Source organism: Brachyspira hampsonii, from assembly GCF_002214805.1.
GTDB lineage: Bacteria > Spirochaetota > Brachyspiria > Brachyspirales > Brachyspiraceae > Brachyspira > Brachyspira hampsonii.
The window spans coordinates 16468-28758 of the sequence record NZ_CP019914.1; the positions used below are offsets into that span (position 1 = coordinate 16468).

The following is a 12291-nucleotide window of genomic DNA, read 5'->3' on the forward strand; positions in this document are numbered from 1 at the left end:
TAATTGATTATAGTAAATAAATTTCTAGTTAATTATAATTTTATTTTGCACTTTTATTTTTATTGTATTTTTTATTCAAAACTCTTGAAAAACAATCTAAATTATAATCAGCAAAATCCTGTTTATCTTTCATATAATAAGCAAGCCCTGCAACCATAGCCGCATTATCGGTTGTGTATTTTAAAGCAGGAAGATAACATTCAAAGTCTTTAGAGTTTCCAAATCTTTCTCTCAAATAACTATTGCATGCTACTCCTCCTGATAATGTAACTCTTTTTATACCGCTTTTTTCAGCATATTTCAAAGTCTTAATATATAAAGGTTCTATTGCACTTATTTGAAAAGCTGCTGCTATATTTTCATTAGTTGCTTCGTATCCTTCTTTAAGATATTTTTTTGTAGAGTAAACGCATGCTGTTTTAAGTCCGCTATATGAAAAATTAAATTCATCTATACCGTTTAATAATACAATAGGATATTTTATTGCTTCTTTGTTTCCTTCTTTAGCTAATCTATCTATTATAGGTCCGCCCGGATATCCTAGATTTAAAAATTTTGAAACTTTATCATAAGCCTCTCCAACCGCATCATCTAAAGTAGTGCCTATAACTTTATATTCACCGTAATCATGAACTTCTGTTATTATAGTATGCCCTCCGGATACTACTAACGCTATATAAGGAAACTCTATATCATTTGTAAGATGAGGAGAATAAATATGTGCTGCTATATGATCCAAGGCTAGTAATGGTTTATTTAAAGAAAATGCCAATGATTTTGCACTTGCCACTCCTACAAGCAGAGAACCTAAAAGTCCCGGTCTGTTAGTAACTGCAAATAAATCTATATCATTTAAAGTAGTGTCTGCATCTTTTAATGCCTTATCTATGACATATAGTATAGCTTCTAAATGTTTTCTTGCCGCAATTTCAGGAACTACTCCCTGAAATTCTTTGTGGGCATCTATTGATGAGCTTAATACTGAAGAAAGTACATTTTTTCCATCTTCAACTATAGCCGCAGAAGTATCATCGCATGAAGTATCTATACCTAATATTTTCATCTTATCTCCGATATTAATTTTATGTTAGAATATAATATATTTTTTTATATTATTTGTAAATAGTATATTTTTTAATTATCTTTATAATTTATTTTTATAAGCTTCAAATCTGCTGATATCATAAAAAGACAAGGCAGAAGAATCAATGTTAAAAGTGCTGAAAATAAAAGTCCGTAAGCCATAGCCATAACCATAGGTACTATTAAATCGGCACTTCCTCCTATACCATAAACTGTAGGAAGGAGTCCGAATATTGTAGTTATAGTTGTAAGAAAAATGGCTCTGAATCTGTCTCTAGCCCCTTCCACAACGGCATTTAATACATCTTGTTTGTTATGTATATTGCCTCCTTCAAGTATTCTATTTATTAAATCAACCATTATAATACCATTGTTTACAACAACTCCCGCAAGCCCAACTATACCAACAGCACCTACAAATGACATAGGCATTCTATGGGCTGCAAAGCCAAGTATAACGCCGATTATTCCAAAAGGTATTATACCAAGTATCATAAAAGGCTGAACGAATTTATTAAACTGAAGCAGAAGTATTACATATATAGCTATTATGGCAATTAAATATCCCCAAGCAATACCTATTATAGAGCCTCTAGTTTCTTTTACCTCTCCTGCAAACTCTACGCTTATATTAGGGTAATCTTTAGATATAGAATTAAAATAGTCCTGCATTGCATAAGTTACTTGTATGGCAGTATTTTTTCCCTGTTCAAGATCTGCAGTCATAGTTATAGATTTTTTTCCGTTATAGTGTCTTATGCTTGACTGATTATTTGTAATATATATATGTGCTATATCTTTTAATTGTATGAGTCTGTAATATGTATTTGGTATATAAAGATTATTAAGTACATTAGTGTCATAAGTATATTTTTTATCTAATCTTACTCTAAAATCCAATTTATTTTCAAACTGCTGAATTGAAGTGGCTACTATTCCAGCATAAGCCGCCCTTAATTCTCTTGCAGCATAAGCTACATTAACTCCAAGTTCTGACATTCTGTCATAATCAAATATTACTCTCAATTCTTCCTGTCCTATTTTATCGTCATCATCGTAATTGACTACTCCGTCCAAACTTAAAAGATGTTCTTTCATTTTATCTTTTACTTCTTTAACCATAGCAGTATCATTACCTATTATTTTTATATCAACTGCTTTTCCTGGGTTTATTGGAAGTTTCGTATTAACTGTGATAAGCTCTAATTCATCTTTTATTCCACTTTTTTCTATAGCTTTGTTTAAATCATCTGCTATATCATAAGCTATTTTTTCTCTATTATTGGCTGGAACTAAATATATCATAGTGCCTGCGATATTATCCATCTCTTCTGATATCTCTACAGTATTTTTGTCTAATTGCTTTCCAAGTAAACTATAAACTGCTACTATATCATTGGTATTTATAGTTTCATAAATAATATTTTCTACTTTTTGAAGATATTTTTCTGTTTTGTATATAGAACTTCCCACACCTGTATCTATATTAACAACTATAACATCAGCACTTGTATCATAAACCAAAGTAAACTTTGCAAATATTGATTTTGCTATTAAAAGAGTGATAAGAAGTGTAACTATAAAAAATATAAGAACAATATATCTAAACTTTAATGTAAATCTTAAAAACTTAACAAATGGAATTTTTAATTTATCAAATAATTTATCCTTATCAAAATCAAGCGGATTTTTAAAATTAAATCTTTTTCTTTTATGTTCGCCTGTAAGTTCTTCTTTAGTAATTAAGTTATTAGGAAGAAGCAAAACAGCCTGAAAAATACTTACTACTAATGCTACAATAACAACTCTAGGATACTGATTTATAAGTCTTCCCATAGTACCAGTAACAAATATTATAGGAGCAAATGATGCAACTGTTGTGAGAGTAGAAACAAGCATAGGCATAAAGACTTCTCCCACAGCATTTTTTGTAGCTTCAAGACCTCTTATTCCTCTTTGATGATAGTTAAAAATATTCTCTGAAACTACTATAGAATTGTCCACTATCATACCAAGTACAGTTATGATTCCTCCAAGAGATATTATATTAAAAGTAATTCCAGAGTATGTCATATAAATAAGTGAAACAGATATAACTATAAGCATTCCAAGCGAAGTAAATATTGCACTCTTAAAATCCAAAAATATTATAAGTATTATAAATATGATGATAAAACCAGTTATAATATTTGAAGACACTGCATTAAGCAAGTCTGTAATAGTTCTAGAGTTATCAGCCATAGGAACTATTTCTATATTGCTTGGAATGGTAGATTTATTTTTTTCAAAATATTTATTAACATTATCAATAGTTTTTAATATGTCAGCATCTTCTTTTTTTATTATGTTTATAGAGTATCCATGCTTGCTATTAACTCTCATATACACACTTTTATCAACGAATAATTCTTCAACTCTTGCAATATCTCCTATTCTTACGGGCTGTCCATTAAATATAGAACGTACTATAACATTTGTAATAGATAAAGGGTCTTGAAATTGTCCTGTAGTAACAAGCAGTTTATTTTTATCTGCCAAGTTATCACTTTCTGAAGGCTTCATACTTCCGCTTGTGGAGCGTATATTTCTTAAAGATAATGCCTGTATGATTTCTGTTAATGAAGTATAGTATTCTCTTAATTTGTAAGGGTCTGCTAGTATTTGTATTTCTGGGTCTGTTCTTCCATATACTTCAATATTTGCAACCCCGTCTACATATTTTAATTCTTTTTCAAATCTTTTGGATATATCATAAAGTTCTTGTTCGCTTCCTTCCTGTCCTTCTTTAAATCTTATACCCAAATTGTATATAGGCATTCTATTAGCATTAGCCTCTATAATTTTTATCTCTGAAACATCTTTTGATACATTAGGAGCGTTCTGAAGTCTTCTAAATATTTCATCTTTTACAGGTCTTGAATCTTTTAAATTCATATCTATTCTTATAGTAAGTATGCCGGCATTTTCTATTATTATAGAATAAAACTCATCAATACCCGCTATAGTCTGAAGCTCATCTTCTATTGGTATCATAGCATATTGTTCAACATCTTCCGGAGAAGCCCCTAGGTATATAACCTGCACTATCATAACATCAAAGTTTGTAGATGGGAATGCCTCTTTTTTTATATTAAGATAAGAGTATATTCCTACTGCTAAAGTTATTAAAATGATTACATTAACTAATAATCTGTTTTTTGCAAATAGTTCTATAATTTTGTTCATATATTATTTTCCAATACAAAATTAATTTATTATTGTTTTTTTTAATAAAACTAATAATTCTCTAATTACTAAGAAGCACCAGAGAATTATAGTCCATTACCGTACTTATTATCATATATTCAAGATTAAGAAGTTCTGCTCTTGCCTGTGCTAAATCAAGCCTAGCATTTATTATTTCATCTATAGGTAAACGACCCTGTCTGAATTTGGCATTTTGAGTATTTATTCTTGATACTATTGCATTAACTTCTAGCTTTTTATTTTCAAGCATTTTTTTATACGCTTCAAACTCATCATAATAAGTACCTATCTGCACATCAAAATCCCTATTAACTCTGTCAAAGTCAGCAGTAACGGCATTCAAAGCAGCATAAGCATCTTCCATTTTGGCTTTTGCATCTCGTCCGCCTATAGGATAAGAAAACATGAGCCCTACAAAATAATCAACATTTGTCATAGTAGAAAAAGATTTAAAATATCCGCTGTCGTCCAAACTAGATAATGATACACTTCCTACTATAGATAAGTCTGGCAATGCATTATTTTTCATTATTGATAGTGCATATTCGCTTCTTAATTTTAATTGATAAGCCATTTGTCCCTGAGCACTTTCTAAAAAAGGCACTATATCCACTTTGGCATTAATAGAAGTTTCAAGAGTCTGAGTCCAATCATCTTCATTTGGTATAATATTCTCTTCTGGTATGAAGAACTTTATATTTCTTATAATTTTTTTTAGCATCAACTCTGATTTATCTTTTGCTTCTATATATTTTAAAGTTTGTCTTCTTGCATTCTGATAGGAGTCATTATCTATAACTCCGCTTGAATATCTTCTATAAACCTGATTTTCAAAACTTCTTGCTTCTCTAATCATAGCATCATACAAAGCTATTAATTTTCTAGCCATTATCCATTGATAATATATTTTCTGATAAGAGGTTAATACGCTGTTGTCATCTATCATTCTTTTTAATTTGGCTATAGTAAGCTGATACTCTGCATCTTTAATAGGGTATCTGTCTAGTTTTCCAAAAAAGTCTCTTAATATTGGCTGAGCAATTTGTATTTTAATGCTTGGGTAATAATATTTAAAATCATTTGTACTCAAGTTTGGCAATTTACCGTTTACTGTACCGAATGGAGTATCTACAGGAAGTGAAATATCTCCTGTTTTGAAATCTCCAAAGAAACTGTCATGCTTAATCTCTACAGACCATCTAGTTCCAGAGTAGGGTATAAGTCCACTGAATCCTGCACCTATTCTAAAACCATTGTAGCTAAAATCCGATGTTGGTAAAAAATTATATTCATCAAAATGACTTTGCTTTCCTATAGCACCAGCCTGCAAATCAAACTTTACATCTCCTGAACTTTTTGCTTTAGTTAAATTATTATATGCATTGCTCTCTTGAGATGCTGTTAATTTCATCTCTGGTATTAATATTTTTATTCTCTCCATGTATTGAGTATATGGAAGTACTATATTGTTATTAGTTTGAGCAAAAATAAAAAAATTAAAAAAAACTGACTGTAAAATAATAATATATATCAATTTCCTTAACACTTTATAACACCTATTAATAATATTGTATACATTTTATTATTTTTAGTTTTTTTATCAAGTACAATAAAATTACTATTGTATGATAAACTACATTTTTTAATTTTTGTAAATTAGATTTATTTAAAGTTATTTAATTTATTATAAATTTTAATTATGTATGATAAAGTTAAAAAAAACTTATTTTTATAATTGTTTGTATTAGCTGTGCTTGTTTGCAGATATGTGAAATCCCTCTTAATTTACACTTATAAGGATTTTAGAAATAATGATATTATTCTAAACTTATTGGTGCAAAGTATATGTAACTTTTTATTAATTAAAAAGATAAATACTGCTTTTATATACTTTAAGCTCGAAAGTTTTTCACCTAAAATCTCTGCCAAGTAGACATCTATTTAGTATACGCTCAAAACTTTTTCGCAGTAGGATATAGAGACAAGTTCCTGTCAAAAGAAAAAAATCCCGCTTTCCTATATTTCCATTATCAATAAAAAATCGCTCGTTAATAATCCCCTGCCATTCTCTCGAATGTCAGGCATTCGCAATTTTTTATTAAGGCACGCAGAGTGCAAGTAGGGTATCAAGACTCAATCAAATCATTAAAAGTAGTTATCATATCCCGCTTTCCTATATCGCTAATAAAAAAATCTCGCTTTAAGGTGCTGACAACTGAAGTTATCAGCAGCTCGATTTTTTTACAGCCAAGACAAAGTCTTGAGTAGGGTATCGAGACTTTCAATTAGATGAAGAATTCGATGAATATATCCCGCTTTCCTACATTTCCATTATCAATAAAAATCGCTCGTTAATAATCCCCTGCCATTCTCTCGAATGTCAGGCATTCGCAATTTTTTATTAAGGCACGCAGAGTGCAAGTAGGGTATCGAGACTTAAAAATAATTTTGAAAAATATCATCAAATCCCGCTTTCCTACATTTCCATTATCAATAAAAAATCGCTCGTTAATAATCCCTGCCATTCTTTCGAATGTCAGGCACTCGCAATTTTTTATTAAGGTACGCAGAGCGTAGTAGGGTATCGAGACAGGCTTTTTTTAGCCTTTATATTCTTTTCACATTAATATGTAAGTTACATAAAACTGTCAAAGAACAGTAACTAATATAATATATTTTATATTTTTTTGCAATACATAAAATATATTTTTTTATTAATAATTAGATAATATTTCTATATATAATAATTTATCTTTTTTGTGTAAAATTATCACACTTTAAAATCATATTTTTTTAAAAATTTTTCATTTTTACATATTAAATACTTCGATTTTTACCTTTTTTTATTTTTTTTATCTATAAAAACCATCTCATTTTTATAGATAAAAAACTTTATTTTTATTCTAATATATGGCATACTTTATAAATGAAAAATGATAAAAAAGATTTAAGAATAATAAAAACTCAAAAACTTTTAAAAGATTCTCTTCTTGAGCTTTTAAAAAATAATTCATTAAAAGATATAAGCGTAACAGAGATATGCGAACATGCACTAGTAAATAGAGTTACATTTTATGATCATTTTAATAATAAAGAAGAACTTTTAAACTCTATTATAGATGATATAAAAGAGGATATTATAAAGGAATTAAAAAAAGATAATTCTATATATGATTTTAAAAAGAATCATAGAAAAATATTAGAAAAAGTTATTAATTATTTTGATGATAATAAGCAGTATTTTAATGTATCATTAATAGATTCTAATAATACATTGTTATTTGTTTCATCACTTTATAAAATATTTTTAGAATATTTAGGTGAAACTATGAAAAGTGAAAATGCTGAAAATACAAAAATAATGTCTCAGTTCTTTTCTGGTGCTTTAGTTTCTGTAATATTCTGCTGGGTTAAAGATGACAATAATAATAAAATAAACAAAGAAGATTTACTTAATAATATATCTATTTTACTTGAAAAATCTTTTAAATAAAATATAATAAGTTTACATAATATTTTTACAATTATATATTGATAATAGTTATTTTTTATATATACTAATAGATACTATATTATAAAATGAAGTAGGGCAGCTTATGGCAAATGTAGGTATTATAGGGGCAGGAGGTTGGGGACTTGCTCTTGCAAATATTTTCTCTGAAAAACATGATATTAAAGTATGGGTTCATAGTGAAAGCAGTTACAAATTATTAAGCTCTTCATATAGAAATGATAATTATTTGGAGAATATAGAATTAAATAGAAGCATCAAATTTACAACAGATGTAGGAGAGGCGGTAAATGATAGTGAGATAATTATAATAGTAACTCCTTCATTTGCTTTTGCTGATGCCTGCATAAATATAGAGCCTTACATAAGTAATGAGCAAATATTGGTATCTGCAACTAAGGGACTTGATAGAAAAACAGGCAAAACTATGAGTGAGGTTGCTAGAAGTATAATATCCGGTGATTTATCTATACTTACACTTTCAGGTCCTTCGCATGCTGAAGAAGCTGCTAAGGGAGTCCCTACTGCAGTAGTTGTGGGAGGTGAAAAAGGCGTTTCTGAATATGTTAGAGATACTTTAACTGTTCCTCCAAAGTTTAGAATATACAATTCCACAGATCAGAAAGGTGTTGAAATAGGCGGGGCTTTAAAAAATATTATAGCTATTGCAGGAGGTATAGTAGACGGACTTAATCTCGGAGACAATACAAAAGCTGCTCTTATAACAAGAGGACTTCATGAAATAGTAAGATTTGCTTTGAGTAAAGGTGCTAGAATAGATACTATGTACGGACTTTCTGGAATAGGGGATTTAATAGTTACTTGTTCCAGCGGACTTAGCAGAAACAATAGATTAGGAAGAGAACTTGCCAAAGGTAAAAAATATCAGGAAGTAACGGCTGAAAGTCATGGTCAGGTTGCTGAAGGAGTATATGCCACTACTGCTGCTTATGAATATGCTAAAAAAAATAATATTTATATGCCTATAACAGAAGCAATATATAATATACTATTTAATAACGCTGATATAAAAAATACAGTAACAGAACTTATGAGTAAAGAAGCTAAGAGCGAAGGATTCTTTTAATTAATATATTATGAAAAATAAGGAGATACCAGATAGCATCTCCTTTTATCTTAATTAGAAATACAGTATTAATTTAAATACGAATCTCTTATATCTTTAAGATATTTTACAGATCTTTTTAATCCTTCATCTTGATCTTTCAGAAGTTTTTCCAAATATTCATTAGAAATTTCTTGAGGATAATAGTATTCTAAAGGCTTTATTTCATTGTATGGATAAGGCTGAGGATGTATTTTAAATGCATTTTCTCCTACTTTATCTACTCCACCTACACCTGGAGCTCTTTTAAACTGTGCACAATATGGGTGGCATGATTCTATATTAATTCTTTTTAGAGGAGATTTATTATATAAAATATCATATATTTTTTTTATATCTAAATTACCTTCACCTATAGGTATTCCGCATACAACATATTTATAAACATCTTCAGGATCTTCTATTATAATATGATCTTTAGCATGTGTTGAGAATGTATATGGAGCCATATTATTAGCAGCTTCTATTGGATCTTCCCAAGCCATCATAGAATTTCCAAAATCAAATAATAAACCTATCCAAGGACTTGATAATTTTTCAACAACCCAAACTAATTCTTTAGAAGTTTCATATTCATGATTTTCTAAAGCTATTTTGATTCTATATTTTTTTAAAATAGGTATAATTTTTTCTAATTTAGGTATTGCTTCTTCGTATATTGAAGTATCAAAATATTGTCTAACCTTGGCCGGATCATATTTGCCGCCTGCCCCAGATTCTTCAGATATTACAGGATCCTTCGTTGGAATATATGTTCTTACAACTTCTGCATCTAATATATGAGCCGCTTTCAGAACTTTTTCCAAATGCTCAAACTCTATTCCTTTTGTATCTACTTCTATATATAACCCTAATTTATCACATAATGCTCTAACTTTTTTCAAATGATTAATTTCATCTGTTTCTAAAGTTCCCCAATTAGGATCTAAATTATAGTCTTTTATTATATTAATTTGAACACCGTCTAAACCAAGCTCACTTGTTTTATTAATAAAATCAAATATATTCATTCTTTTATTTTGAAAGAATAAATGATAACTTTCTGTTTCTAAACCTAATTTCATTCTTGAACTCCTAATTTTTCTTTTCTTTTAATCATTGATAAAAGTAAACTAGATATTAATATACCAAGTACTGAAAAACCTGCCATTATAAAAAATACTATTCTATATCCTGCAAATCCGGGATTATTATCTAATATATTACCGTACAATGTAAAAGCAAACATTTGAGGAGAATATCCAAATATACAAGCTATGGACATAGCAGCACCTGATATTTCTTTAGGTACTTTTACTTCATCAATAGGAGCAAAAAATACTGCTCTCATAGAAAATATTATAGCACCATAACTTAATGTAAGAACCATACCTATATAAGGATTGAATTGTCCATGCGGAATAAATGTAAAACCTATTATTGCAATAGCAGATAAGAAAAATGCAAATCTTAAATATTTAGTAGGTGAGTGGAACACTTTATCTGATAATACACCACCTATAGGACCTCCTACAATTTTTAATCCATATTGATTTATTACACCATAAGCCCCAACTAAAGCCACAGGTATGCTGTATATATCTTTAAGGAAAGGTATAAAATAAGTTAAACCGCAATATACAGAATATACACTAAATATTGTTAATGAAACTACCCAGATTTCTAAACTTTTTACTGCTTTTATAACCCCCTGCATAGCTACTTTATCTCTTGAAACTTTATTTCCGCTTTCATCTTCTAATTTTACAACATCATCTTCTAATAATATGTATGATAATATTCCAGCTACTATAACAGCAGCAGAGAAGAATATTATACCGCCTCTCAATCCTGCAGAACCAGAGCCTAATAATGTAAACACACCTAAAGCACTATAAGCGATGACTACATCCACGATACCTCTTCCAGCTTCTAAGAAACTAAATAATCTCCCTTGTTCATTACTATCACCTAATAATCTTACAGATTTCAATAATACAGGCCAATATATAACTTCACCAAATAATGATAATAATCCCCAAGAAATCAATATACCGTAATATGGCGGAAATGTAGACATATATAATCCTACTAAACCAACACCAATAAGTCCAACAGGTATTAATATTCTTTTAGAAAATCTATCAGATATGTAAATAGAAAAGAAATTACCTATGGTTTGTACAAGTCCGTAAACAGATAAAGCAAATCCTATTTGTGTATGAGTTAAATTCATAAATTCCTGCATAGGTACATAAAATGCATCTTTTAAAGATGACAATTTAAATACAGTTCCGCCTCCAAATACCAGAACACAGAATGTGAACCATTTCTTAAAACTATTTTTTACAGCTTTTTCTTCTTTTGACATAAGTACTCCTTATTTTTATTTATTATGATAAATTGGATTTATCTGAAATAATATTTGATTTTGTAGGATTAATAGAAAGTTTATTTTTTATACAAAAATACTTATAATAGAAATGTATACAATAAAATACACTATAATTTAAGTTTTTATTTAATTTATATAAAAAATCTGTTGACTGTTGACTGTTGACTGTTGACTGTTGACTGTTGACTGTTGACTGTTGACTGTTGACTGTTGTGTTGACTGTTGACTGTTGACTGTTGACTGTTGACTGTTGACTGTTGACTGTTGACTGTTGACTGTTGACTGTTGACTGTTGACTGTTGACTGTTGACTGTTGACTGTTGACTGTTGACTGTTGACTGTTGAACATAAATAATAATCCTATATTATTTAATATAGTTAAAATTATTAGTTTGTCAAATTTATTTTATGAAAAAAGTATGAAATATTATATTTTAGTCATATCAAGGGATTGCTGAACAACATTTTTTAATATCACAGAAGCTCTGGCATTATCTAAATCTTTAAACTCTAGTATTACATAAGTTATATTGTCTATATCTAATCTGAATTTTTTAGCTTCAGAACTAGGGTCCCCAACTTTTACAAGCCCCCTATAAACCATCCATCCCTTTAATACAACATTTGCATAACCATTTTCTTTTAAATCAATATTAAATGTAAAATACGGACTTTTGCTCTTATAATATCCCGCTCTATCTCTTAATGTAATGGCTTTAGGTAAAGAAGTTGTTTCTTTATTATGTATTTCTTCTGGTACAGCTGCCATTTGAGTATTTGTGCTTTTACATGATAAAAAAATTAATATAGATAAAATAACTAATATATATTTCATACTATATAATATATGAATTATTTTTATAAATTCAAGTTTTTTTTATACTTGAAAGAATGTTGTATTTAGTATATTATATACTTTACTTTAATATTAAAAATAAATGAGGACATATA

At 28.8% G+C, this 12291-nt stretch carries 8 protein-coding genes; 2 read left to right on the forward strand and 6 right to left on the reverse strand.

Going from position 1 to position 12291, the window contains the following annotated elements; all coding sequences use genetic code 11:
- Positions 1-40: 40 nt before the first annotated feature.
- From tsaD to BHAMNSH16_RS00075, 3 genes are all read right to left on the reverse strand, one after another.
- A complete protein-coding gene (gene tsaD, locus BHAMNSH16_RS00065) occupies positions 41-1063 on the reverse strand; it encodes a tRNA (adenosine(37)-N6)-threonylcarbamoyltransferase complex transferase subunit TsaD (RefSeq protein WP_008729346.1) in 1023 nt (340 codons plus the stop codon).
- Between the two features lie 71 nt (positions 1064-1134).
- The gene (locus BHAMNSH16_RS00070; RefSeq protein WP_008729347.1) at positions 1135-4308 is read right to left on the reverse strand and encodes an efflux RND transporter permease subunit; all 3174 of its coding nucleotides are present in this window, start codon (positions 4306-4308) and stop codon (positions 1135-1137) included.
- A gap of 61 nt (positions 4309-4369) precedes the next feature.
- Positions 4370-5875, reverse strand: a complete 1506-nt coding sequence (locus BHAMNSH16_RS00075) for a TolC family protein (protein ID WP_008729348.1) — start codon at positions 5873-5875, stop codon at positions 4370-4372.
- A gap of 1380 nt (positions 5876-7255) precedes the next feature.
- Here BHAMNSH16_RS00075 and BHAMNSH16_RS00080 point away from each other — a divergent pair.
- On the forward strand, positions 7256-7822 hold the full coding sequence (locus BHAMNSH16_RS00080; protein ID WP_069731390.1) for a TetR/AcrR family transcriptional regulator: 567 nt from the start codon (positions 7256-7258) through the stop codon (positions 7820-7822).
- Between the two features lie 103 nt (positions 7823-7925).
- The gene (locus BHAMNSH16_RS00085; protein WP_008731253.1) at positions 7926-8927 is read left to right on the forward strand and encodes an NAD(P)H-dependent glycerol-3-phosphate dehydrogenase; all 1002 of its coding nucleotides are present in this window, start codon (positions 7926-7928) and stop codon (positions 8925-8927) included.
- A 68-nt stretch (positions 8928-8995) separates the two neighbouring features.
- Here BHAMNSH16_RS00085 and BHAMNSH16_RS00090 read toward each other — a convergent pair whose 3' ends face one another.
- The 3 genes from BHAMNSH16_RS00090 to BHAMNSH16_RS00100 all read right to left on the reverse strand — a co-directional run bounded on the left by BHAMNSH16_RS00090 (position 8996) and on the right by BHAMNSH16_RS00100 (position 12175).
- Positions 8996-10030 carry a sugar phosphate isomerase/epimerase family protein gene (locus tag BHAMNSH16_RS00090; RefSeq protein WP_008731255.1) on the reverse strand — a complete coding sequence of 345 codons (1035 nt, stop codon included), beginning with the start codon at positions 10028-10030 and terminating at the stop codon, positions 8996-8998.
- Entirely contained in the window at positions 10027-11316 is a 1290-nt protein-coding gene (locus BHAMNSH16_RS00095) for an MFS transporter (RefSeq protein WP_008731257.1), read from the reverse strand. Before BHAMNSH16_RS00095 ends, BHAMNSH16_RS00090 begins: the two co-directional genes overlap by 4 nt.
- Positions 11317-11767: 451 nt before the next feature.
- Positions 11768-12175, reverse strand: coding sequence for a hypothetical protein (locus tag BHAMNSH16_RS00100; protein WP_069732110.1), 408 nt, complete (start codon positions 12173-12175; stop codon positions 11768-11770).
- Positions 12176-12291: the final 116 nt, after the last annotated feature.

Excerpts from the sequence above, each read along its gene's own strand:
- BHAMNSH16_RS00090 (WP_008731255.1), bottom strand. The coding sequence starts at position 10,030 with ATGAAATTAGGTTTAGAAACAGAAAGTTATCATTTATTCTTTCAAAAT.
- tsaD (WP_008729346.1), bottom strand. The coding sequence starts at position 1,063 with ATGAAAATATTAGGTATAGATACTTCATGCGATGATACTTCTGCGGCT.
- BHAMNSH16_RS00095 (WP_008731257.1), bottom strand. The coding sequence starts at position 11,316 with ATGTCAAAAGAAGAAAAAGCTGTAAAAAATAGTTTTAAGAAATGGTTC.
- BHAMNSH16_RS00085 (WP_008731253.1), top strand. The coding sequence starts at position 7,926 with ATGGCAAATGTAGGTATTATAGGGGCAGGAGGTTGGGGACTTGCTCTT.
- BHAMNSH16_RS00100 (WP_069732110.1), bottom strand. The coding sequence starts at position 12,175 with ATGAAATATATATTAGTTATTTTATCTATATTAATTTTTTTATCATGT.
- BHAMNSH16_RS00070 (WP_008729347.1), bottom strand. The coding sequence starts at position 4,308 with ATGAACAAAATTATAGAACTATTTGCAAAAAACAGATTATTAGTTAAT.
- BHAMNSH16_RS00080 (WP_069731390.1), top strand. The coding sequence starts at position 7,256 with ATGAAAAATGATAAAAAAGATTTAAGAATAATAAAAACTCAAAAACTT.